This is a genomic window from Halorussus lipolyticus (genome assembly GCF_029338375.1).
In the GTDB taxonomy this organism is placed as follows: Archaea; Halobacteriota; Halobacteria; order Halobacteriales; family Haladaptataceae; genus Halorussus; species Halorussus lipolyticus.
In genome coordinates this window covers 1,103,691-1,124,612 of record NZ_CP119804.1, presented here as the reverse complement: position 1 = coordinate 1,124,612, position 20,922 = coordinate 1,103,691, and the positions used below count along the sequence as shown (strand labels likewise).

Annotated in this window: 25 protein-coding genes; 15 read left to right on the top strand and 10 right to left on the bottom strand. The window is 65.5% G+C overall.

Going from position 1 to position 20,922, the window contains the following annotated elements:
* Positions 1–2 precede the first annotated feature (2 nt).
* Positions 3–326, bottom strand: coding sequence for a PadR family transcriptional regulator (locus P2T57_RS05685; protein WP_276301518.1), 324 nt, complete (start codon positions 324–326; stop codon positions 3–5).
* Positions 327–401: 75 nt separating this feature from the next.
* The gene (locus tag P2T57_RS05680) at positions 402–566 is read right to left on the bottom strand and encodes a DUF1059 domain-containing protein (protein ID WP_276301517.1); all 165 of its coding nucleotides are present in this window, start codon (positions 564–566) and stop codon (positions 402–404) included.
* A 131-nt stretch (positions 567–697) separates the two neighbouring features.
* Here P2T57_RS05680 and P2T57_RS05675 point away from each other — a divergent pair, with 131 nt between their 5' ends.
* The 3 genes from P2T57_RS05675 (at position 698) to P2T57_RS05665 (ending at position 2,040) form a co-directional block, all read left to right on the top strand.
* Positions 698–988: a DUF7111 family protein gene (locus P2T57_RS05675; RefSeq protein WP_276301516.1), complete on the top strand. Its 291-nt coding sequence runs from the start codon at positions 698–700 to the stop codon at positions 986–988.
* A 159-nt stretch (positions 989–1,147) separates the two neighbouring features.
* Positions 1,148–1,753 (top strand): class I SAM-dependent methyltransferase, encoded by a 606-nt coding sequence (locus P2T57_RS05670; RefSeq protein WP_276301515.1) that lies wholly within the window; start codon positions 1,148–1,150, stop codon positions 1,751–1,753.
* A gap of 77 nt (positions 1,754–1,830) precedes the next feature.
* Positions 1,831–2,040 (top strand): ribbon-helix-helix domain-containing protein, encoded by a 210-nt coding sequence (locus P2T57_RS05665; protein ID WP_276301514.1) that lies wholly within the window; start codon positions 1,831–1,833, stop codon positions 2,038–2,040.
* A 32-nt stretch (positions 2,041–2,072) separates the two neighbouring features.
* Here P2T57_RS05665 and P2T57_RS05660 read toward each other — a convergent pair whose 3' ends face one another.
* Complete coding sequence (locus tag P2T57_RS05660) at positions 2,073–2,486, bottom strand: JAB/MPN domain protein-containing protein (RefSeq protein WP_276301513.1); 414 nt, start codon at positions 2,484–2,486, stop codon at positions 2,073–2,075.
* Between the two features lie 78 nt (positions 2,487–2,564).
* On the bottom strand, positions 2,565–3,242 hold the full coding sequence (locus tag P2T57_RS05655) for an MBL fold metallo-hydrolase (protein WP_276301512.1): 678 nt from the start codon (positions 3,240–3,242) through the stop codon (positions 2,565–2,567).
* Positions 3,243–3,357: 115 nt separating this feature from the next.
* On the opposite strand from P2T57_RS05655, the gene P2T57_RS05650 reads away from it, so the two are divergent.
* Both P2T57_RS05650 and P2T57_RS05645 read left to right on the top strand, forming a co-directional pair.
* Entirely contained in the window at positions 3,358–4,086 is a 729-nt protein-coding gene (locus tag P2T57_RS05650; RefSeq protein WP_276301511.1) for a VOC family protein, read from the top strand.
* Positions 4,087–4,179: 93 nt separating this feature from the next.
* Complete coding sequence (locus tag P2T57_RS05645; RefSeq protein ID WP_276301510.1) at positions 4,180–4,557, top strand: DUF7344 domain-containing protein; 378 nt, start codon at positions 4,180–4,182, stop codon at positions 4,555–4,557.
* Positions 4,558–4,664: 107 nt separating this feature from the next.
* On the opposite strand, the gene P2T57_RS05640 is transcribed toward P2T57_RS05645, so the two are convergent.
* Positions 4,665–5,276 (bottom strand): DNA-3-methyladenine glycosylase family protein, encoded by a 612-nt coding sequence (locus P2T57_RS05640; RefSeq protein WP_276301509.1) that lies wholly within the window; start codon positions 5,274–5,276, stop codon positions 4,665–4,667.
* Between the two features lie 88 nt (positions 5,277–5,364).
* On the opposite strand from P2T57_RS05640, the gene P2T57_RS05635 reads away from it, so the two are divergent.
* On the top strand, positions 5,365–6,147 hold the full coding sequence (locus P2T57_RS05635; RefSeq protein ID WP_276301508.1) for an alpha/beta fold hydrolase: 783 nt from the start codon (positions 5,365–5,367) through the stop codon (positions 6,145–6,147).
* Between the two features lie 149 nt (positions 6,148–6,296).
* On the opposite strand, the gene P2T57_RS05630 is transcribed toward P2T57_RS05635, so the two are convergent.
* Together P2T57_RS05630 and P2T57_RS05625 are read right to left on the bottom strand one after the other, a co-directional pair.
* Positions 6,297–6,806: a DUF8215 family protein gene (locus P2T57_RS05630; protein ID WP_276301507.1), complete on the bottom strand. Its 510-nt coding sequence runs from the start codon at positions 6,804–6,806 to the stop codon at positions 6,297–6,299.
* A gap of 132 nt (positions 6,807–6,938) precedes the next feature.
* Entirely contained in the window at positions 6,939–8,297 is a 1,359-nt protein-coding gene (locus tag P2T57_RS05625) for an ATP-grasp domain-containing protein (protein ID WP_276301506.1), read from the bottom strand.
* Between the two features lie 123 nt (positions 8,298–8,420).
* On the opposite strand from P2T57_RS05625, the gene P2T57_RS05620 reads away from it, so the two are divergent.
* The 6 genes from P2T57_RS05620 (at position 8,421) to P2T57_RS05595 (ending at position 14,083) form a co-directional block, all read left to right on the top strand.
* Entirely contained in the window at positions 8,421–9,497 is a 1,077-nt protein-coding gene (locus tag P2T57_RS05620; protein ID WP_276301505.1) for a succinylglutamate desuccinylase/aspartoacylase family protein, read from the top strand.
* Positions 9,498–9,674: 177 nt separating this feature from the next.
* Positions 9,675–10,451, top strand: coding sequence for a helix-turn-helix transcriptional regulator (locus P2T57_RS05615; RefSeq protein WP_276301504.1), 777 nt, complete (start codon positions 9,675–9,677; stop codon positions 10,449–10,451).
* A gap of 109 nt (positions 10,452–10,560) precedes the next feature.
* On the top strand, positions 10,561–10,953 hold the full coding sequence (gene sdhC / locus P2T57_RS05610) for a succinate dehydrogenase, cytochrome b556 subunit (RefSeq protein WP_276301503.1): 393 nt from the start codon (positions 10,561–10,563) through the stop codon (positions 10,951–10,953).
* 1 nt (position 10,954) lies between these two features.
* A complete protein-coding gene (locus P2T57_RS05605) occupies positions 10,955–11,320 on the top strand; it encodes a succinate dehydrogenase/fumarate reductase transmembrane subunit (RefSeq protein WP_276301502.1) in 366 nt (121 codons plus the stop codon).
* Between the two features lie 3 nt (positions 11,321–11,323).
* Positions 11,324–12,217 (top strand): succinate dehydrogenase/fumarate reductase iron-sulfur subunit, encoded by an 894-nt coding sequence (locus P2T57_RS05600; protein WP_276301501.1) that lies wholly within the window; start codon positions 11,324–11,326, stop codon positions 12,215–12,217.
* Between the two features lie 27 nt (positions 12,218–12,244).
* The gene (locus tag P2T57_RS05595; RefSeq protein WP_276301500.1) at positions 12,245–14,083 is read left to right on the top strand and encodes an FAD-binding protein; all 1,839 of its coding nucleotides are present in this window, start codon (positions 12,245–12,247) and stop codon (positions 14,081–14,083) included.
* 191 nt (positions 14,084–14,274) lie between these two features.
* Here P2T57_RS05595 and P2T57_RS05590 read toward each other — a convergent pair whose 3' ends face one another.
* The 3 genes from P2T57_RS05590 to P2T57_RS05585 form a co-directional block, all read right to left on the bottom strand.
* Positions 14,275–14,475: a XapX domain-containing protein gene (locus P2T57_RS05590; protein ID WP_276301499.1), complete on the bottom strand. Its 201-nt coding sequence runs from the start codon at positions 14,473–14,475 to the stop codon at positions 14,275–14,277.
* A gap of 321 nt (positions 14,476–14,796) precedes the next feature.
* Positions 14,797–14,961 (bottom strand): DUF7556 family protein, encoded by a 165-nt coding sequence (locus P2T57_RS20340; RefSeq protein WP_420028528.1) that lies wholly within the window; start codon positions 14,959–14,961, stop codon positions 14,797–14,799.
* 167 nt (positions 14,962–15,128) lie between these two features.
* The gene (locus tag P2T57_RS05585; protein WP_276301498.1) at positions 15,129–17,348 is read right to left on the bottom strand and encodes a PKD domain-containing protein; all 2,220 of its coding nucleotides are present in this window, start codon (positions 17,346–17,348) and stop codon (positions 15,129–15,131) included.
* A gap of 409 nt (positions 17,349–17,757) precedes the next feature.
* Between P2T57_RS05585 and P2T57_RS05580 the strand changes: the two genes are divergently transcribed.
* The 3 genes from P2T57_RS05580 to P2T57_RS05570 all read left to right on the top strand — a co-directional run bounded on the left by P2T57_RS05580 (position 17,758) and on the right by P2T57_RS05570 (position 20,916).
* Positions 17,758–18,774: a DUF1616 domain-containing protein gene (locus P2T57_RS05580; protein WP_276301497.1), complete on the top strand. Its 1,017-nt coding sequence runs from the start codon at positions 17,758–17,760 to the stop codon at positions 18,772–18,774.
* 36 nt (positions 18,775–18,810) lie between these two features.
* Entirely contained in the window at positions 18,811–19,407 is a 597-nt protein-coding gene (locus P2T57_RS05575) for a metal-dependent hydrolase (protein ID WP_276301496.1), read from the top strand.
* 78 nt (positions 19,408–19,485) lie between these two features.
* The gene (locus P2T57_RS05570; protein WP_276301495.1) at positions 19,486–20,916 is read left to right on the top strand and encodes a hypothetical protein; all 1,431 of its coding nucleotides are present in this window, start codon (positions 19,486–19,488) and stop codon (positions 20,914–20,916) included.
* The last annotated feature ends 6 nt before the right edge of the window (positions 20,917–20,922 follow it).

Here is a 20,922-nt window from a genome sequence, read left to right as displayed (position 1 = left end):
GGTTAAGGCTGTGCATCGCCGGAGGAGTCCGCCGACTCGCGCTCCGTCCCCGATTCGATTTTTCGGCGCATCCACTCGAAGTGGTCTTCGACGCGCTTCTGGCCCGCCTCGGTCAGCGCGTAGGCGTCGTGAATCCCCTCGGTGCGTTTCTCCACGAAGCCCTTGCCTTCGAGCGATTTGACCGCCCCGTAGAAGGATTTCGAGTCGATATGGGTGTCGTAGTGGTCTTCGAGGCGGGTCTTGAGACTCTGCCCGCGAAGCGGTCCCTCGCCGTAGAGCAGGGCGCAGATGTCGCGCCGCCGCCCGCTCTGGAGCCATCTGGTCATGGTCGGGCAATCGGTGTCCGCGACTACGACGCTTGCGCTTCGCCGCGAGAAAAATTGGTCGCCTCGGTGGCCCGCTCAGGTGTTCTCCATCATGTCTCGGGCCTCGTCCTCCGAGACGTTCATGTCGTGCTGGGACCGGGCGTGAATCTGGATGAAGTCCACCATCTCGTCCTCGTGTTCGTCGGTGATCTCGAAGTCGCAGTCCATTCCGTGTTCTCGACAGGCCATGTGCTTTGGCATCGTTGCTCAACCCCGGCAGAGGTGCCACGCGGTTATCCATAAATCTACTGCGGTCGGGAACCGGGCGGTCGTCGCGCCGAACATCGAGACGAATCGGTACCTTCGACTGTCACCGCTCCTAACCGCCAGTTATGACCGACGAGGACCCCGCCGAGCAGGAGGCCGAAAACGACGGAATCACCGCCCGCTACTTCGAGACCGACGAGGAGCGCGTCCTCGAATTCTCGACCAAGCACGCAACCGCCGCAATCGCCCAGAACATCGAGGGCTACGCCATGCTGAAGGTCCGGCCGAGCGCCGACGGCGACGAACTCGAACGCTACTACGGGTTCGACATGGCGCTGGACCACGCCGGGGAACTGCTGGGCGTCTCGCCCCACGACTTGCCGGTGCCCGACGCCGCCGACGACATGGGGATGTAGCTTCCCGTCCGAGAAACTATCAAAATACAAGTTAAAGAATTACTATTCTGTTTCTAAGAACGATTTTTATTTCCTGCATCCGATAGAAGGCAGTACTCGCTGTCACCTTCGTACTCGGACGGAAAACGCTTTTCCGCCCGAGGACCCGACCCGACAGTAATGGACAAGTTCCAAAATACTGGCTTGCCGGACTGGGACTGGTGGGGCAAACTGTGGCCGACGCCCGGCGAGACGCTTCGGAAACTCGGTCTCGAACCGGGCGACAGCGTGGCCGAGGTCGGGTGCGGGAACGGGTACTTCGCGCTCCCTGCGGCGCGAATCGTCGAACCGGCGACGGTCTACGCGGTCGAGTTGGACGAGGAGTTCCTCGGCGAACTCGCCGCGCTCGCAGACCACCAGCGAATCGAGAACGTCGAGCCGATTCGGGGCGACGCTCGGGACCTCGCCGGACTCCTCCCGGAATCGGTCGATGTCGCGCTCGTGGCAAACGCCTTCCACGGCGTGGACGACAGAGCCGAGTTCGTCCGAGAAGTATCCGAGGCGCTCGGACCCGGCGGCCGGTTCGTGGTCGTCAACTGGCGCAATCGACCCCGCGAGGAGACCGAGATTGCCGGCGGCCCGCGCGGCCCGCCGACCGACCTACGGATGGCTCCCGACGAGACCGAATCGGCCGTCCTCGACGTGGGAGCGTTCACGCCGAAGCGCGAGGTGGACCTCCCGCCGTACCACTACGCGCTCGTCTTCGAGCGAGAGGAGCGAGCGTAAGCGAGGACCCGCCTCGCGGAGGACAACCCGCCTCGCGGAGGACAACATCTATCCCGCGCGCCGCCCCAGTTGCTGGCATGACCGAGTACACCACCGTCTCGATTCCGAAGGACCTCGCCGACCGCGTGGACGACACAATCGAGGGGACCAGTTTCTCCAGCACGAGCGACCTCGTGCGGTTCCTGCTCCGGAGCATCGTCATCCAGCACCAGAAGGAGGGCGAACTCACCGAAGCCGAGTTCGAGGAGATTACGGGCCAACTGCAGGAACTCGGCTACTTGGAGTAGCGTCGCCAGCGCCGGAGTGACGTCACAAGGGACTACGCCAGCGATTCGGCGGGCGGCTCGGCGTCCACGATGTCCAAGGGCTGACGCCGGCCCGACCGGTCGAACGCCGCCAGCGACGCCTCGTCCCACGGCGGCACCGCGACCAAGATGGCCTCGTGGAGGTCGTCGGTCTTGTTCACTTCGAGGTTCCCGCGAGGATGAGAGATGAACCGGCCCTGCGTCTGGCCGGCGGGCACCGACAGGTCAACGCCGAAGACGGCGGTTATCGATTTGCCGGCCTCCGGCGGGTAGAAGTGGGTGAACACCGACGCATCGGGTGGCACGTCGTCCAAGTCCTCGAACTCCGCGGCCGGCGTGACCGCGAGCGAAACCGTGGTCTCGTCGGGGTCGGCCTCGACAGCGAGTTCGAGTAGCACGTCCACCAGTCCCCGCGTTACGTAAACCACACGCCCCTTTCGGCCCGTTCGCGTATAACGATACTGCCTGACCGGCGGTCCGGAGCGTCGCCGAATCGCCACCCGCGACTACCGCTGGACCAGCATCCGCAGGTTCTCGGCGTAGAGTTTGGGCGTCCGTCTGCGCGACCCGCCGAGGGCGTCCTCGAGGACTCGGGCGGCGTCGTCCAGTGCGCCGCGTCCGTGCCCGACCAGCACTCGCTCTGGCCGAAGGCCGCGCAGGACCGAGGGCGGCGTGAGGCGCATCATCGGGTGGACCCCGAGGCGCTCGCCCGGCGTGGTGAAGTACGGCGCGTTGCCGACGCTCTCGGCCACCACGAGGGTTCCCGACTCGTCGTCGTAGAGGGCGGCCTCCTCCCACCCGAAGGAGTCGAAGACGTTCAGAACCCGGAAGTCGGTGCCGGGAAGCGTCGTGTCGAACCGCCGGAGCGGGGCCTCCATCTCGTCCACCCGGTCGAACCACGAGGGGACGTACACCGGCACGTCGTGGCGCTGGGCGATTTCGTCTGCGTCCCGGTAGTGGCGGTTCAGCAGGACGACCACCCCGGCCACGTCGCCGAACTCCGCGAACAGGTCGTCGATGCCCTCGGCGTCCACCGGGTCGACGACCCAGACGCCCTCGTCGGTCTCGATGGCGTGGCTCGCCCGGAGCATGGTCTCGTTCGGGTGGGCAATCCAGCCGACGCCCCCGTCCCACCGGTCTATCTCCTCGTAGTCCGTCGCAGGTTGGCTCTTTTTCAGCGGCATATCGGTTCGTAGGGACCGAACCCTCAAAATCCCCACTGCTACGGGCGAACGATGTCGCGGGCGGTTCCCGGACCGTCCCCGTGACTTAAGCGCCGGGCGTGCGTACCTCGAAGCCATGCTCTCGGGTCTGGGATGGTTGGCTCTCGAAGCGAAGTACCTCGACCGCGCACGCGACTTCTACACGACCCACCTCGACCTGCCAGTACGCCGGGCGGACGACGGCGAAGTCGTCTTCGACGCCGGGGGCGACCTCCTCGTCCTCCGAGAACCCGGTGGAGTCCCCCGCGGCGGGGTTCACACCCACTACGCCTTCTCTGCGCCACCCGACCGGTACGACGAGTGGCGTGACCGACTCGCGGAGTCGTTCGACCTCACGGAGTTCGACTTCGGCGGGTCGAAGTCGCTATACTTCTACGACCCCGACGGGAACTGCGTCGAAATCGGCGGATGCGGCGAACCGAACGACGGCGGCAGTGGAGACGGCGCAATCACCGACATCTTCGAAATCGTGCTGGAGGTCGAGGACCTCTCGCGCGCAGAATCGTTCTACAAGTCCCTCGGTTTCGAGGTAGTGGACCGCGGCGGCGACCGAAAGCGCGTCCGCCTCTCCGGCCCGGTGGACCTCGAACTCTGGGAGCCACACCTCGGCATCGCCGACGCCCGCGGCGGCCTCCACGTGGACGTTGGCTTCGAGGCCGACGACCCCGCCGCCGCAGTCGAAGCAGTTCGCGGGGACGCCTGCGCTGTCGAGCGAGTGGCCTCGGACGCCACAGTGGTCGCGGAGAACGCCGACGAGGCCCGCCGAGTGCGCGACCCTGACGGCCATTACATGACGTTCTACTGACTAAAAACGGCGTTTGAGCCGGGGTGAGACCACCGCACCTAATCGTTTAGGTACCGTGCTTTTTGTCCCGGAGTATCCAGTAGCAGTTGCACCATGAATACGGACGCCCCGGACGTGACCGCCGGCTTCGCCGGAGGGAACAGCGGCATCTCACCGGCTCTCGACGCCACGCTCGACCTCCTCTCGAACCGCCGCCGTCGGTACGTCCTCTACCACCTCCGCGAGGAGGGCGGTGCGGTGTCGCTCGACGAACTCGCCGAACAAGTCGCCTCGTGGGAGAGCGAGGCCGGCGACCCGGTGGACGACGAGCGCGTCCTCGCCGACCTCTACCACAGTCAACTCCCCCGACTCGAAGAAGCCGACGCCGTCACGTTCGACCCCGAGGAGGGCTACGTGACCCTCGCCGAGGACGACGAGAAGCCCATCTCGGAGTACCTCGACCTCGCCGCCCGCGAGGAGAACGTCGTCTGAAACTCCGCTGACGCTCGCCCCGGTCGGTCCCCGGCGCGTTTCGGCTCTCGGTCTCTCTGAAGCCGCCTCAGTCCCCTTGCTATCGTTTCTGTTCTCCGCCCGCCCCGCTACAATCCGGTCACTTCGCCGACGCTCTCGGTGATGTCCTCGTCCGCCCGCCAGAGGTAGAGGCTGGCGTAGCTTCGATACGGTGCCCACCGCTCGGCGGCCTCGACCATCTCGGTCCGGGTCATCTCGGCGTCCAAGACCTTCTCGATGCCCTTCCGGATGCCGAGGTCACCGACCGGAAACACGTCGGGCCTGCCGAGCGAGAACATCAGTTGCATCTTGGCGGTCCACGTCCCGACGCCCTTGATTGCGGTGAGTTCCGCGACGACCTCCTCGTCGGGAACTCCGGCGAAGTAGTCGAGCGAGTAGCCCTCCTCGACGAACGCCTCGGCGACGTTCCGGACGTACTCGGTCTTCTGGCGCGAGAGGCCGGCGTCCCGGAGGACCTGCGGGTCGGCCGCCAGCATGGTCTCGGGCGTCGGTTCCACTCGGTCGAACAGGCGTTCCCGAGTCGCAGACGCCGACGCCATCGACACCTGCTGGCGCAGGATGGAGACGACGAACCGCCGGTAGAAGTCGTCTGTCGGTTCGATGGTCAGCGGGCCGTACTCGGCGACAAGCGGCCCGAGGTCCGGGTCCGCCCGAAGTTCTGCGATGGCTTCGTCGGTCATCGGGACGGGGTAGGGACTACTGGCTAATCAGGCTACGGCCTCGATTCAGCAAGGAGTTTTATCGCCGGGCCGAAAGCGAACGCAACCGATGGACTCGCTCGAATCCGCCGACGGCGTGGAAATCGCCTACGAACGCTACGGCGAGGGCAGACCGCTGGTCCTCGTCCACGGGAGCAACGACTTCAAAAGTACGTGGCAACCGATTCGGCCGCTACTGGAAGACGACTTCGAGTTGTTCGCCATGGACCGCAGGGGCCGAGGAGCCAGCGGTGACGCCGACGGCTACGTCTTCGACCGGGAAGTCGAGGACGTGCTGGCGGTCATCGAGGCCGCGAAGGAAGCGAGCGACGACGAGCAGGTCGCGCTCTGGGGCCACTCCTTCGGCGGGGTCTGCGCGCTGGAGGCCGCCCGGCGGACCGACGCGGTGGCGGAACTGATTCTGCACGAACCGCCGGTCCTTCTCGAACCCCACCGCGAGGCCCACACCGAGATGGCCGCCCAGTTGACCGCGCAGGCCAGCGAGGACAGCGACGAGGCCGCGCTGAAGTGGTTCCTCCGGGAGGGTCTGGGGCTTCCGGAACCGATGATAGCCAACATGCCGATGTGGGACCAGCGAGTCGGGTTCGCGGACGCGACCCGCCGGGAGCTAGACGCCGTGATGATGTACCGCCCGCCGGAAACCCCGAAACTCGGGGCCGAGACGTTGGTCCTCTGGGGGTCCGAGAGTCCGGCCCACCTCCGGGAGACCGCCGACGAGTTGGCCGACCGAATCGCCGACAGCGAGGTCCGGCGACTCGACGGCCGGGGGCATCTGGCCCACGCGCTGGCCCCCGATGCGGTCGCCGACGAGGTTTTGGACTTTCTCGGGTAGGACTTCTGTTGGCACTCACCACCTGATTGCGCTCGGGTGATAACCCGACCTCCTCGGCGGATTGAAAGGGCGAACCGCGCGAGGGCTTTCGAAACCTCGTTCTTCCTACTCGAACCCGTAACATCGGGTCCGAACACTACCGAATCCCCTCACCTCGCCACGTCCTCGTAGAACCCGTCCGCAATCCGCGGAAACACCCCGACTGCGAGCGCGCCGACCACCAGCGCGAACCCGACCGACGCGGCGGGCGAGACGGCCTCGCTCAGGGCGCGGCCGCCGTAGGCCGCCAGCGCCAGCGCACCGTTGTAGTAACCGAGTCGGAGGACCACCAACCATGGCGTCATCGCCACCCAGCCGGGTTCGTCGGTGGCCAGCGGGGTTATCCAGCCGCCTCGAAAGACCGCCGCGCCGAGGACCATCGTCAGCCACGCGACCAGCGCCCCGAACTTGAGGCCGAACCACGAGTTCGTCGCCACGGTCAGCAGGTGGAACAGAATCGGGATGCTCAGGACCGACACGTCGGCGAAGGCGTAGGTCACGTCGTCCAAGAAGACGCCGATTCTGTCCTTCTCGTCCACGCGGGCCTCGCCCCACCCGGACCACGACTGTCGCCGCCGACTGGTCGCTGGCTTGGTCTGTCTGGCCCCGCGTTCTGACATGCCATCCAGTACCACAGTCTCCGAGATAAAACTCCGGGGACCGACCCGTTCGAGCGTGGGCAATGATATTATTTGTTTATAATATAATATTATTTCTAAAAGAAATTCAAAGGGCGTTTCAGAGTCTCGTAGTTACTCCTCGGTGTGTTCTTCTTCTTCCTCCTCGCTCTCCTCCTCTTGGTCCACGCGCTTCTGAACGTTGACCTGATAGTGCTTCAGGATGTCGCGGCCCAGTAGGACCGGATAATCCATGTGCCCGCGGTCCTCGACGCTGGCGGTCACGGTGTGGCGGTTCCCACCGACGCCGACCACCACGTCCACGACCGGCCGGGAGCGACTCGACTTGCTCGACCCGGACTTGACCTTGGCGATGCTCTTGATGGGACCGGCACCGATTTCGGCCGCGAGTTTGGTGTCGATGCTGGTCCGGGTCGCGCCGGTGTCGGACTTGGCGATGACCGTCTCGGACCCGCTGGTGCCGCTCAGGATGACCTCCTCGGTGTAGCCGACCACGATGGGTTCGCCCGACCCGATGTCCTTGGGCATCGGCTTGCAGGCGGGCACCGAGTCGTCCAGCGAGGCCGTCAGGTCATCGACCTTGGCCTCGTCCACGGTGCCGCCGCCGCGCTCGATGGCGAGTTGGGCGATGTAGGGCGCGGCGCTCCGGCCGGTCGCCTTGAACAGGCCCTTGAAGCCCGCGGTCGGGTTGACTTCGAGGACGTACCACCCGTCGTGGCCCTCGATGAGGTCCACGCCGGCGTAGTCGAGACCGATGACCTCGGCGGCGTCGCGGGCGATGTTCGCCACTTCTCGGGGGAGATTTTCGGTCGCGTCCTCGACGGCACCGCCGAGCGCGACGTTGGTCCGCCAGTCGTTGTCCGGCGCGTAGCGGTTCATCGCGCCGATGATGCGGTCGCCGACGACGTAGACCCGCAGGTCGCGGTGTTCGCCCTCGTCGCGCTCGATGAGTTCCTGCAGGAACGCCTGTCGGTCGCCGACGCGGGGATTGACGAGTTCGTCGGGGCCGACCTTCCACGTCCCGCCGCCGTGGGTCCCGATGGCGGTCTTGTAGACGGCCTCCTCGCCGAAGTCGTCCCGGCCGTCGTTGAGGCGGTCGTTCGACAGCGCCAGCAGGGCGTCGGGCACCGGGATGTCGGCGTCGGCCAGCGCGGTCGCAGTCGAGAACTTGTGAATCGCCGTCATCACGGAGTTCGGGTCGTTCAGCACCGGCAGAACGCTGTCGTATATCTTCGCCAGTCCGACCGCCTCCGAGGGCTGTTCGGTGTTCGACAGCAGGAGTCGATTCGCCACGATGTCCACCTCGGGTTCGAGGACGACTTCGCCGTCCGAGAGGCGGACCGCCGTGTTCTCCTCGCGGAGCCAGAACGGTTCGTGACCGAGGTCCTCGACCGCGTTCAGAATCGCTTTCGTTTCTTTGCTGTTGTGGAGACTCAGCACACCCACCTTCACGGTAGAACCATCTGCAGTCATTGGTATCTGAATATTGTACGGCATCCCTTAAAAAGGGGAATATCGAACTCCGCCAGAACGAAAGTAAGGTCTCGCCCGTCGTGTCTCCCCGCCTTTATATACGCCGGAGTCCGAGTGAGAGGTATGACCGGTTCGGATGCGGACGCGGACCCGGAGGCGTTTACCTACAACGGCGGCATCGTCGAGCCGGGCGAGACCCAGAACGTCCGCTACGGTATCAGCGAGACGTATCTGGGCGACCCGGTTCGCATCCCCGTCACCATCGTCAACGGGGCCGAACCCGGCCCGAAGGTGTTCCTCTCGGCGGCGGCCCACGGCGACGAACTCAACGGCATCGAGGTCGTCCGCGAGGTGGCCCACGAGTGGAACCACGAGGACCTCTGTGGCACGCTGGTCTGCATGCCCGTCCTGAACGTCCCCGGCTTTCTCGCCCAAGAGCGGTATCTCCCCATCTACGACCGGGACCTGAATCGCTCGTTCCCCGGCCGAGCAGGGTCCACCAGCGCCAAGCGAATGGCCCACCAGATATTCCGGAACTTCATCGCGCCCTGCGACCTCGGTCTGGACTTCCACACCTCGACCCGCGGGCGAACCAACATGCTCCACGTCCGGGCCGACATGGCTAACCCCGAGGTCGCCCGCCTCGCCAAGGCGTTCGGGTCGAACGTCGTTATCTCCTCGGAGGGTCCCTCGGGAACCCTGCGCCGGGAGGCCACCGACTACGGCATCCCGACCATCACCATCGAGATGGGCGAGGCCCACCGCTTCCAGCGCGAGTTCATCGACCGCGGACTGGAGGGCGTCGCGAGCGTCCTCGCCGAGTACAGCGTCCACCGCACCGACGCGGTGAAGTGGCCCGGCTGGCGCACCATCATCGACGACGATAAGGAGAAGACGTGGATTCGGGCCGACGCCGGCGGACTGGTAGACATGCACCACGAGCGCGGGTCGCTGGTCTACGAGGGCGACACCATCTGTACGATTACCAACCCCTTCAAGACCGACCGCGAACCGGTCGAAGCACCCTTCACCGGCCTGCTGGTCGGCGTGCTGGAGAATCCGGTCGTCTATCCCGGCAACCCCCTGTGTCACATGGTCGAACTCTCCGCCAACACCCGGAAGGCCCTCAAGCGGGAACGCGCCCAGAGCGAATCGGTCGAGACGCCGACGCCACCCCCGGCGGTCCCCGAGAGCCGATAAAGAGACGAGAGTTTGCGCGAAGAAGCCAGTACTCTCTACTCACTCTGCGCCATAGTACAAAATCCACGCCGGGAAATGCCAGAGCGAGGTACACTGATTAATTCCGGAGACGAGCGCCCCGATTGGCTCCAGTACGTATATTTTGTATCCTATTGACATTCTCTACTCGGTGGCCACATGTGTTCGAATATCGCTCGTAAACCGCTATTGGACGTCCTCGAACAGCGTATCGACGCGCTCGAATCAGTCCGAGAGTCCGGGAAAGACAAGCGCGAACTGGTCGAGGACCTCGATTGCTCGCGCTCGACAGTCGATAGAAGTATTCGGGAACTCGAATCGCGGGGCCTCGTGACCCACTCGGCGGGCGAGTATCGCCCGACCACCTTCGGCCGACTCGCGACCGCGGAGTACCGGCGCTTCGAGGAGCGCGTCGAGACGATGAAACGCCTCAGACCCGCCTTGGAGTGGCTTCCGGTCGAGGAGTTCGCCCTCGATTTCGGGTGTCTCGCGGACGCCGAGGTCATCGTCTCGACGCCGAGCGACCCCTACGCGCCGGCGAACCGCCACGCCGACGTGGCCTCGCAGGCCGAGACGTTTCGGGCGCTTTTGCCCGCGGTCGGCCTGAATCAACTGGAGGCCGGGCGAGCGTCTGCGGTCGAGGACGACCAACGCCAACACGTCGTGGTCCAACCGGACGTGGCCGAGCAGTTGCGGGCCAAGCCCCACTACGCCGAGAAAATCAGGGAGATGGTCGATACCGGGCGCGTCGATATTTCGGTGTACGACGGGACGATTCCGTACTTCCTCGGCCTCTACGACGAGACGGTCCACGTCGGCGTCGAGGACGACGACGGAATCCCGCGGGCGCTCATCGAAACCGACGCCGAGGAGGTCCTCGACTGGGCGGAATCGACCTTCGCCGAGTACGAACGGGCGGCGGAGGGGTTCGACTGACGGCGAGCCGAGATGTCTGTTCGGAAATCGAACGCGGCCATCGGCTTCGAGTCCGGAAGTAGGTAGAAACTTCTATTTGCCCACAGTCCAACTCCCCGAACGGACAAGTATGAGTCAATCGTACAATCGAGGCCTCATCGAAGATTTCGGCCGGTGGCGGGAGTTCACGGCCGGGATGTGGGCCTGGATACTTCACAAGTTCACCGGGTGGGTACTCATCGGCTACCTGTTCACCCACATCGCCGTGCTGAGTACCGCAACGACCGGTGCGACCGCGTACACCGACACGATTCAGGGGCTTGAAAGCCTGCTCGTCGTCCGCGTCATGGAAGTCGGTCTGCTGGCAGTCGCCGTCTTCCACATCCTGAACGGGGTCCGTCTGCTGTTCGTGGACCTCGGACTCGGACTCGAGCAACAGGACAAGAGCTTCTACGCATCGCTGGTCGTCACGGGCGTCATCGTACTGGCAAGTGTTCCGACGTTCTTGGAGGGGGCGTTCTGAGATGGCCGAGCGCTACTCGTCGTTCCAGAGCGGAAGCCTCTCGTGGTTCCTCCAGCGAATAACGGCGGCCTTCCTCGTCGTGGTGCTGGCGTTCCACTTCTTCCTCCTGCACTTCGTCAACCACGCCTCGGAGGTCACCTTCGCCGGGACCAGCGCCCGGATGGAGCAGTGGGGCTACCTGCTGACGATGGTGCTGTTCCTCCTGACCGCGACCTTCCACGGCGTCAACGGCGTCTACGCCGCCCTGCTGAATCAGGGCCTGACCGGCGGCAAGAAGACCGCCGTGAAGGGTATCCTCGCCATCGCGGGCCTCGCGCTGGCGGCACAGGGCACCTACCTCGCACTCGTCATGTCCGGAGTGATGTAACTCATGAGCACGCAAGTACCCGAAGAGCAAGAACAGACCGACCCCGAGACCCAAGAGACCGAAACCTCGGTCGAACCCCAAGAGTCGCCGGGCGACCGACGGCGGGCCGAGCGCGACGCCACGCGCCAACGGCGCGAGCAGGCGGCGGCCCAACCCGCCGAACCCGACGAGGACGCGGTTCTCCTCAAGGTGTTCCGGTACGACCCGGAGGTCGAAGGCAAGATGGAACCGCGCTTCGACGACTTCTACGTCCCCCGCGAGAAGGGGATGACGGTCCTCGACGCGCTCATCTACGCCCGAGACCACTTCGACACGACGCTGACCTTCCGTCACTCCTGTCGGCAGGCGGTCTGTGGCTCCGACGCGCTGTTCATCAACGGCCGACAGCGCCTCGGCTGTCAGACCCAGATTTCGGACCTCGACAACCCGGTTCGGGTCGAACCCCTGCCCCATCAGGACGTGGTGAAGGACCTCGTGGTGGACATGGAACACTTCTATGACCAGATGCACGCGGTCGAACCCTTCTTCCAACCGGAAGAGGAGTCCGGCGGTGACCTCGAAGAGTACCGCCAGACTCGGGACAACCGCGAGAAAATCAAGATGTCCACGCGGTGCATCTGGTGCGGTGCCTGCATGTCGTCGTGTAACATCGCGGCCGGGGACAACCAGTACCTCGGTCCGGCGGCCATCAACAAGGCCTACCGGTTCGCCATGGACGAGCGGGAAGGCGAGAACATGAAGGAGCATCGGCTGAACGTGATGGACCAAGAACACGGCGTCTGGCGGTGCCAGACCCAGTTCTCCTGTACCAACGTCTGTCCGAAGGACATCCCGCTGACCGAACACATTCAGGAACTCAAGCGAGAAGCGGTCAAGCAGAACCTCAAGTTCTGGTAGACCAACTACAACAGAGAATCACAAACTATGCACGAACACGACGTTCTGGTAATCGGCGGCGGCGGTGCCGGACTCCGTGCGGCCATCGCGGCCCACGAGGAGGGCGCGGACGTGGCCATCGTCACGAAACTCCACCCCGTCCGGTCCCACACCGGCGCGGCCGAAGGCGGTATCAACGCGGCGCTCCGCGAGGGCGACGACTGGGAACTCCACGCCTACGACACGATGAAGGGGTCGGACTACCTCGGCGACGCCCCCGCAATCGAGACCCTCGCACAGGACAGTCCCGGCGAGACCATCCAACTCGAAAACTGGGGCATGCCGTTCTCCCGCGAGGACGACGGCCGGGTCTCCCAGCGACCGTTCGGCGGCCTATCCTTCGCCCGGACGACCTACGCCGGTGCCGAGACCGGCCACCACATGCTCCACACGATGTACGAGCAGGTCGTCAAGCGCGGGATTCAGGTCTACGACGAGTGGTACGTCTCGAACCTCGCGGTCACCGACCACGACGACCCGGCGGACCGCGAGTGTCACGGCGTCGTCGCCTACGACATCAAGACCGGCAAGGTCGAGGGCTTCAAGGCGCGTAACGGCGTCATCCTTGCCACCGGTGGCACCGGGCAGGTGTACGACCACACAACCAACGCGGTGGCCAACACCGGCGACGGTGCCGCGATGGCCTACCGCGCCGGCGTGCCCCTCGAAGACATGGAGTTCGTCCAGTTCCACCCGACCACGCTCCCCTCCACCGGGGTCCTGATTTCCGAGGGCGTGCGCGGTGAGGGTGGCATCCTCTACAACTCCGAGGGCGAGCGGTTCATGTTCGAGTACGGCTACGCCAACAACGCCGGGGAACTGGCCTCCCGCGACGTGGTGTCGCGCGCCGAACTCACGGAGGTCAACGCGGGCAGAGGCGTCGAGGACGAGTACGTCTACCTCGACATGCGCCACCTCGGCGAGGAACGCATCACCGACCGACTCGAAAACATCCTCCACCTCGCGCGGGACTTCGAGGGCGTGGACGGCCTCGAAGAACCGATGCCGGTCAAGCCCGGCCAGCACTACGAGATGGGCGGCATCGAGACCGACGAGAACGGCGAGACGCTCATCGACGGTCTCTACGCCGCCGGCGAGTGTGCCTGCGTCTCGGTCCACGGGTCGAATCGCTTAGGCGGCAACGCCCTGCCGGAACTCATCGTCTTCGGCGCGCGCGCCGGTCGCCACGCCGCGGGCAAGGACCTCGGCGAGGCCGAGATTACGACGGGCAAGACCAGCGAAATCGAGGAGGAGACCGACCTCGAAACGCCGGTCGAACCCGGTGCCGTCACCACGACCGACGAGGACGTGGCCGCCGACGGCGGGGCCGCCGTGGTCGAACCCGACGAGACGGTCCGACACACCGTCGAGCGCGAGCGGACCCGCATCGAGGAGCTAATGGAGAAAGACGAGGGCATCCAGCACGCCGAACTCCGCGAGGACCTCCAGAAGTCGATGACCGAGAACGTCAACGTCTTCCGGAACGAGGAGGGCCTCAAGCAGGCGCTCGAAGACATCCGCGAGGTCCGCGAGGCCTATCAGGACGTGTACGTCAACGACCCCTCGCGCACGTTCAACACCGACCTCATCCACACCATCGAGACCCAGAACCTCATCGACCTCGCCGAGGCCATCACGCTCGGCGCGTTGGCCCGCGACGAGTTCCGTGGTGCCCACTGGCGACAGGAGCATCAGGAGCGCAAGGACGACGAGTGGCTCAAGCACACGATGCTCTCGTGGAACGACGGAAGCCCGGAACTCTGGTACAAGCCGGTCATCCTCGAAGGCGAGGCGAAGACCTACGAGCCGAAAGAACGCTCGTACTGAGCGGCCTCCGCTTTCCGGCGTTCTCCGTTTTTTCGTTTCGACTACCGTTTTCCAGTCGGTTCTCGTTCGGTACTCGGCGAGGAGCCGCCGCGTGACCGGCCCTTACAATTGAAAAGTGGTGTTTAGGAAACAAAATTATTTCTTTATGCCGGAACGGAACCGCCGAGGAGCCTCCAGTATTCTCCGGCGGTTCACCCGGCCAGTCCGAGGACCGAGAGAATATCCACGCCAACGTCGTAGTATTCGACCGCCTTGTAGCCGAGGTAGACGCCGACGATGCCGACCACGCCGGGGAGTTCCGGCGGCGCGGGCATCGGGATGCCGAGGAAGGTGAACAGTGCGCCCGTGACGAACCCCGTCAGGAGTGCCAGCAGGGTGAGTGTGACGTTCATGGGTCCGGGGTTTGCGCTCGGGTTTCAAAGCAATTTGTGATTCTGGGTTCGGGGGTAAGCGGAGGAGGTCGGACTTGAAGTATCTGTGAACAGCAGAACCGCTGTTGGGATATTTTCTTGAAGCCCCCGGTGGAAAAGCGCACCGAGCGCGGGCCTCGAACCTCCTTCACTCCTTCCGGTCGTTCAGTCGTCCCTCGCGCCAGCACACGCCGAAGTTGAAAAGTCGAGGAGCGAAACGCTGTCTCGACTGTCCACCAATCGAAAAAGGCAAAAGTTCGGTGTCGGGCCGAAAGCCGCGGAGAAGGAGGGCCGCCCGGTGCGTTATCGCCACTGCGAGAGGGTGTGGGACTCCTCGAACGGCATCGCCAGATACGCTTCGTCGTTCGATACGTCCGCGATGACAGTCGTGCGCTCGTCGTCGCTGTCATCGACAGCGAACATGACTTCTCCCTCTTCGAACGATTCGTCGAGGTCGGCTGTGGGGATTGTCCAACTCAGGGTAAATCACCGTCGTTCGGCTTGACGTATTCAGTTTTAGACGCGGTAGCCTCTTTAGTATACACTTCCGTCCCATCCGTAACGGGAGGTTACGCCCATCGTACCGGCATAAAACCGAGCGAAACGAAACGTTACTGCGGGGTGAAACGTCGGGGCTATCCGCGGAGGCGCGCCGCGACCACCACTGCCCCGAGGAGCGCGACCAATGCGGCACCGACACCGAATCCGGGGACCTCGCCGCCTGAATCAGCGGTCGTGGTCTCGGTCGCCTGCCCCGCGTCACTACCCTGCGCTTGGACCTGCACCTGCACGTCCTTGGTCACGGTCGCGCCGTACTCGTCTTCCACGACCACCGTCACCGTCTGCGTGCCGGGCGACCCGAAGCTGTGTTCGACCGACTCGCCCGTGACTTTCCCGCTGGCGAAGCGCCACGTCACCGTCACGTCGCCCACCTCGTCGGTCACGTCGGCCGAGAGGCTGGTTGCCTTGCCGACCGTCGCCGAGTCGGGTGCCGAGACGCTGACCTCGGGCCGGTCGTTGACCACGAGGGTCGCCGTCGCGGTGTCCTGAAGCCCGTTCTGGTCGGTCACGGTCAACTCGACCGTACGATTGCCCACGCTGTCGAACCCGGCGCTCGCGGTCTGACCGCTGAAGCTCTCAGTGCCGACCGACCACTCGTAGCCCGCCAGCGTGGCGTTTCCGGCGGCCGACGAACCGCTCGCGGAGAGTTCAATGGTCTCGCCGACCAGCACCGACTCGTCGGCGTCGATGCTCGCACTCGGCGCGGGCACGTCGGTCACGACCAGCGTGCCGGTGCCCTCGGTTTCGACAGCGAGGACCGCCGTGCCGTTCTCCTCGGAGACCACCGTCGTCTTCAGCATCGTCCACCCCTCGGCGGTCTGCTGGGCGACCTTCACGTCCGAGAGGTTGGTCTCGACCACGCCGGTCTGGACCGTGAACTCGACGTTCGCGGAACCGTTCGCCAGCGCGCTCGGCCCGTCCATCGTGACCGCGTAGAGCGCATCGCCCGGCGGCGAGAGCGCCGAGACGTTCGGCTCCTCGGCCACCGACACCACGCCCGAGACGTTCGAGTCCGAGAGCGTAATCGCCCGGACCGGCGAGTCGTCGAGCGTCACCGTGGTTCCGGACTCGTTCGCGTCGGCGTCCTCGATGGCAGAGACCGCCGGGCCGCCGATACGGACGACCCACCCGTCTCTGCTCTCGCTGTAACTGGTCGATTCGCCGATTGCGAGGTAACCGCCGCCGTGGCCCTCGATGACCGGCCAGAACTTGTCCCAGTACTCGCCGCCGAAGGTCTCGGCCCACCCGCGCTTGCCCTTCGAGTCGGTCTTCAGGACCCACCCGTCGGCACCGACCTCGCCGAGGACGTGCTTGGTCCCCGAGACCACGTAGCCGCCGTCGGGGTCGTTGTGGATGCCGTAGAAGGCGTCGTCCTTGCGAGTGCCGTAGGTCCGTTCCCACTTCGTCTCGCCGTCGCCGCCGATTTTGAGCATCCAGCCGTCCTGTTCGCCGTTACCCTTGCTGGCGGTCCGGCCCGCGAGGACGTACCCGCCGTCGGAGGCCGCCACCGCGTCGTGAACCTTGTCGAACTCGTGGCCGCCGTAGGTCCGGTCCCACTCGACTTCCCCCTGTCCATCGACGCGGAGGACCCACCCGTCGGAGGGGTCGGTCGAGGAGCCTTGCGTGGTCCCGGTCAAAAGCAGGTCGCCGTTGCCGGTCACGAAGATGGAGTTGACGTACTCGTCGGACCCCGACCGGAGCGTGCTGTAGGTCTCGCTCCAGACCGCCTTGCCCTTGTCGGTCAACTTCATCGCCCACGCTTGGGTGTGGCCGTCTTCCTTCTCCCACCCGCCGACGTAGATGTTGCCGCCCGACCGAGCGACCGACCAGAACTCCTCGGGACCGCTCGAACCGTAGGTCCGTTCCCACTGCTTCTGGCCCTCGGGACCGAGTTTCATCAGCCACCCGTCTTCGGTCCCGCCCTCGGTCGTTACGCCGACGACGAGGTAGCCGTCTTCGACCGTCTCGATGTCGAAGATTTTGTCCTCGCCGGACCCGCCGTAAGATTTCTCCCACTTGGTCTCGCCCGCCCGGTCGAGCATGGCGACGTAGCCGTCGTGGGCGTCGCCGTCGGTCAGACTTTTCGACCATCCGACGACGAGGTAGCCGTCATCGACTCTCACGCCGGTCGCTAGTTTGTCGTCGTCGTTACCCCCGACCGTCTTGGCCCACCGGTCTGGCGGACTGGACGTGTTTCCGGCGTCGGAGGGCGCGCTCACCGCCCCGACCGTGCCGACGACCGGTGCGCCTGCAACCAACAGCGTCAGTACGCCGACCAAAATCGCTCGTTTCATCGTCCGTTCCTCCTGTCGAAAACCACTGTCGTATCGTTCGAGAGCATGGTATCCAAGCGTTATACCGCGTTATTCTGGCGTTGTAGCCGTTCCTCCGGGGAGAGGACGCCGGAGCGAACGTTACTCAGTATGTGTCGCCGTTCGGGCCTTTGTTATACGCGCACTGATTGGCTCGTAGGTGGTCCCTGACGCTGATTCGAGTGGCGTCGAACTCGGTCGAGAGCGTCCCGAGCGAGGACCCGACGGCGGGGGTTCGATGGCGAGTTTCGAGGCTCGAATCCGAGTAATCTCCCCTTACGGGGTGACAGACGGGAGATAACAAAGTGGCAATCGCGCGTTGGCCGAGTGTAATGAGCCGTCGAACCGTCTCCGGTTGGTATCGAAGCGTCCGCAGGGGGTCGGCCGACCCATGAGCCACGAGGCCGCAGACGACACGCTGGTCGAGCGTCTGGCGCGACCGGCGCTCCCCCTCGACCTGCTGGCGGTGGTCTGCTACGCCGTCGCCGGGGTCGCACTTCTCTCCCAACCGGGGGTGTACGGAACGCCACTCGCGGTCGCAATCGGGCTTCCGCTGTTGTTCTTCGCACCGGGGTACGCGGTCGTCTCCTTCCTGTTCCCCGGTGCGACGCCCGACGACGCCGCGGCGAACTGGAGCGTGGCCGACGCCCGCCAACACGGCCTGACCGGCGGCGAACGCGCCGCGCTTGGATTCGGTATCAGCGTGGCCCTGCTTCCCCTCCTCGGGGTCGCGCTCGGGTTCTCGCCGTGGACCATCGTACCCGGAACCGTCCTGCTGTCGGTCGCCGGGGTGGCCTCGGCGTTCTCTGTCCTCGGGGCGATTCGGCGACTCCGGCGTCCGGCCGACAGGCGATTCTCGCTCCCGATTCGGGCGTGGTCCGAGGGCGCTCGCCGGGCGCTCTCCGGGGGGTCGGCGACCGACGCGATTCTCAACGTCGGCCTCGCTGTGGCGGTGGTCGTCGCCGTCGCGGCGGTCGGGTACGCGGTGGCCGCCCCGGCGTCCGGCCCGAGTTACACCGGCGTCTCGCTCCTCTCGCAGAACGAGACCGGAACGCTCGTGGCGGACGACTACCCCCGGAGTTTCACAAGCGGGGAGAGCAAGCCCCTCGTCGTGGAACTGACTAACCACGAGGGGAGTCGGACCGACTACTCGGTCGTGGTCGAACTCCAGCGCGTCGAACAGAAGACCAATGGCGGGTCGAAAGTGTTGCAGGAGCAAGAACTGGCGACGTTCACGCCCTCGGTCCGGGCGGGCGAGTCGTGGCGGACCACCCACGAGGTCACGCCGACGATGACCGGCGAGGACCTGCGGTTGGTCTATCTGGTCTACAAGGGTAATCCGCCGAGCGACCCGACGACCGACAACGCCTATCGCCACGTTCACGTCTGGATTACCGTCTCGCAGTAGCCCAATTCCTATGCCCGTCCATCGCTAACTCCGCCCATGTGGCCTTGGGAACATCTCGCGGTCGGATACCTCTGCTACTCGCTCGTCGTCCGGGTTCTGGGGCGTCGAGCGCCCCGGACGTGGCCGGTGGTCGCGCTGGCGCTCGGCACGCAGTTTCCCGACTTGGTGGACAAACCGCTGGCGTGGATGGTCGGTGTCCTGCCCTCCGGGCACTCACTGGCCCACTCGCTGTTGGTGGCGCTCCCGGTGTCGGCGCTCGCGGTGACGGCGGGGATGGCGCTCGGTCGGCGGCGAGTCGGCGCGGCGTTCGCGTTCGGCTACCTCTCGCACCTGCCGGGTGACGCCTTCTATCCCCTGCTGGTCGGCGGGGAAGCAAACTACGGGTTCCTGTTCTGGCCGATAGTTCCGGCGTCCGCCTCCGAGACCGGCGTGGGTTTCGTGGCGATGGTCCGGACGCTGTTCGTCCAGTACGTCGCGGAACTCGCGCAGGGAGAGGTCTCGATGTATCTCGCGGTCGAAATCGGATTGATGGCCTCGGTGGTCTTGCTCTGGCTCTACGACGGCGCGCCGCCGCTGGGGTCGGTCTGGTCGCGGGTCGTGGTGGGTCGGCCCGACGCCGAGGAGACGCCCTGACTGTCCGCCAGTTCAGCGGTCCCCTGTCTCGTCACAGGACGCCCATAACAATAGCTCCGAGACGCGAGAGAGTCAGACGTGACCCGCGAGCATCCGACGACGAGACGCGCGTATCTCCGCGCTGGCGGAGCAGTCGCCGCGGCGAGCGCGCTGGCCGGGTGCAGTGAGGTCTTTCCCGGCGAGGAGACCACGCGCCGGCCCTCCTCGACGACGCGGACGACCGAGACGCCGCCAGCAGAGACCACCGTGCCGACCGTCGAAGGGCCTGCACTCTCGACGCGGACTGCGACCGAGGAGGTTGACCGAAGCCAGTACGAGACCATCGTGAACGTCGCCGACGCGGGGGCCGATACCTCGGGGTCGGAGCCGATAGACTCGATTCTGAACGAACAGGTCGGCGACGACACCCTGCTCTACTTTCCCTCGGGTCGGTATCTCCTCGGCGAGTGGGAGGCCACCGGCTACACCAACCTCGGCGTCGTGGGCGAGGACGCCACGCTCGTCCCGCCGAAAGGCAAGCGCGACTACTGGCTGATGTGGGGCGACCTCGGAGACTTCCTGTTCTCGGGGTTCACCATCGACTGCCGCAGAAATCGGGTCGCGCCCGTCACCTACCTCTCGGTCTCCGGCGGGACCAACGTGGTCCGAAACGTGGCTGTCCGGGGCCACCGGCGCGCGCCGACAACCGCCTTCGAGGTCGCGGCCGCGGGAAGGGGGTCCTCGCTCCGGTTCGAGAACGTCGCGCTCCCGGACGGTTCGACCCACGGCCACGCGGTCTACGTCTTCCCGCGGAGCGTCGGCGAACTGACCTTCCGGAACTGCCGGGTCGAACACTGGATGGAGGGCCTGTATTCAGCCTACCACCGCGGACCGCTCCGGATTCTTGGCGGCTACTACGCCAACAACGGCATCGAGCAGGTCCGGGTCGGCGGCGGAACCAGCGGCGCGCTGGTCCGAGGAGTCACCGTGCGCGTGGACAACCCCCGACAGCCCAAATACAAGCCCAACATGCGGGGCATCTGGGCCGAGGAGGGCGGCAAAGTCCGCATCGAGGACTGCGACGTGGCCATCACGGACCTGACCGGGACCTACAGCTCCGGCGCTATCGTCGTCGGCAAGCAGTTCGGCGAGGCCGTCGTGACGAACACTGAGATTCGGACCGACGCCGACGCCTTCGGCCTCCACGTCCGGAACCCCATCGACAGCATGGAGGGCCAGACCATCCCGAGCATGGGCAGTCTCCCGAAGCGCACCCGATTCACCGCGCGCAACGTCAGCATCTCGGGCACCGCGGAGTCCGGGGCCGCGGTCCGGGCCAACCGCAGGGACGACTGCCGATTCGAGGACCTCTGCATCCGCCATCCCCGAGGAGCGCGCGACGGCGTGCTGGTGGCCCACGCCGAGGGGTGTGGCGTCCGGAACTCGACCATCGACGTGACCGGCGAGGCGGTCCGCGCGGAGGACACGACGGTGGAGACGAGGGGAGTTCGGACGAACGGGTCCTGTTAGGCGAGT

Bases quoted from the DNA above. Each gene is read 5' to 3' on its own strand.
- P2T57_RS05685 (WP_276301518.1), bottom strand. From the start codon at position 326: ATGACCAGATGGCTCCAGAGCGGGCGGCGGCGCGACATCTGCGCCCTG.
- P2T57_RS05680 (WP_276301517.1), bottom strand. From the start codon at position 566: ATGCCAAAGCACATGGCCTGTCGAGAACACGGAATGGACTGCGACTTC.
- P2T57_RS05675 (WP_276301516.1), top strand. From the start codon at position 698: ATGACCGACGAGGACCCCGCCGAGCAGGAGGCCGAAAACGACGGAATC.
- P2T57_RS05670 (WP_276301515.1), top strand. From the start codon at position 1,148: ATGGACAAGTTCCAAAATACTGGCTTGCCGGACTGGGACTGGTGGGGC.
- P2T57_RS05665 (WP_276301514.1), top strand. From the start codon at position 1,831: ATGACCGAGTACACCACCGTCTCGATTCCGAAGGACCTCGCCGACCGC.
- P2T57_RS05655 (WP_276301512.1), bottom strand. From the start codon at position 3,242: ATGCCGCTGAAAAAGAGCCAACCTGCGACGGACTACGAGGAGATAGAC.
- P2T57_RS05650 (WP_276301511.1), top strand. From the start codon at position 3,358: ATGCTCTCGGGTCTGGGATGGTTGGCTCTCGAAGCGAAGTACCTCGAC.
- P2T57_RS05645 (WP_276301510.1), top strand. From the start codon at position 4,180: ATGAATACGGACGCCCCGGACGTGACCGCCGGCTTCGCCGGAGGGAAC.
- P2T57_RS05640 (WP_276301509.1), bottom strand. From the start codon at position 5,276: ATGACCGACGAAGCCATCGCAGAACTTCGGGCGGACCCGGACCTCGGG.
- P2T57_RS05635 (WP_276301508.1), top strand. From the start codon at position 5,365: ATGGACTCGCTCGAATCCGCCGACGGCGTGGAAATCGCCTACGAACGC.
- P2T57_RS05630 (WP_276301507.1), bottom strand. From the start codon at position 6,806: ATGTCAGAACGCGGGGCCAGACAGACCAAGCCAGCGACCAGTCGGCGG.
- P2T57_RS05625 (WP_276301506.1), bottom strand. From the start codon at position 8,297: ATGACTGCAGATGGTTCTACCGTGAAGGTGGGTGTGCTGAGTCTCCAC.
- P2T57_RS05620 (WP_276301505.1), top strand. From the start codon at position 8,421: ATGACCGGTTCGGATGCGGACGCGGACCCGGAGGCGTTTACCTACAAC.
- P2T57_RS05615 (WP_276301504.1), top strand. From the start codon at position 9,675: ATGTGTTCGAATATCGCTCGTAAACCGCTATTGGACGTCCTCGAACAG.
- sdhC (WP_276301503.1), top strand. From the start codon at position 10,561: ATGAGTCAATCGTACAATCGAGGCCTCATCGAAGATTTCGGCCGGTGG.
- P2T57_RS05605 (WP_276301502.1), top strand. From the start codon at position 10,955: ATGGCCGAGCGCTACTCGTCGTTCCAGAGCGGAAGCCTCTCGTGGTTC.
- P2T57_RS05600 (WP_276301501.1), top strand. From the start codon at position 11,324: ATGAGCACGCAAGTACCCGAAGAGCAAGAACAGACCGACCCCGAGACC.
- P2T57_RS05595 (WP_276301500.1), top strand. From the start codon at position 12,245: ATGCACGAACACGACGTTCTGGTAATCGGCGGCGGCGGTGCCGGACTC.
- P2T57_RS05590 (WP_276301499.1), bottom strand. From the start codon at position 14,475: ATGAACGTCACACTCACCCTGCTGGCACTCCTGACGGGGTTCGTCACG.
- P2T57_RS05585 (WP_276301498.1), bottom strand. From the start codon at position 17,348: ATGAAACGAGCGATTTTGGTCGGCGTACTGACGCTGTTGGTTGCAGGC.
- P2T57_RS05580 (WP_276301497.1), top strand. From the start codon at position 17,758: ATGAGCCACGAGGCCGCAGACGACACGCTGGTCGAGCGTCTGGCGCGA.
- P2T57_RS05575 (WP_276301496.1), top strand. From the start codon at position 18,811: ATGTGGCCTTGGGAACATCTCGCGGTCGGATACCTCTGCTACTCGCTC.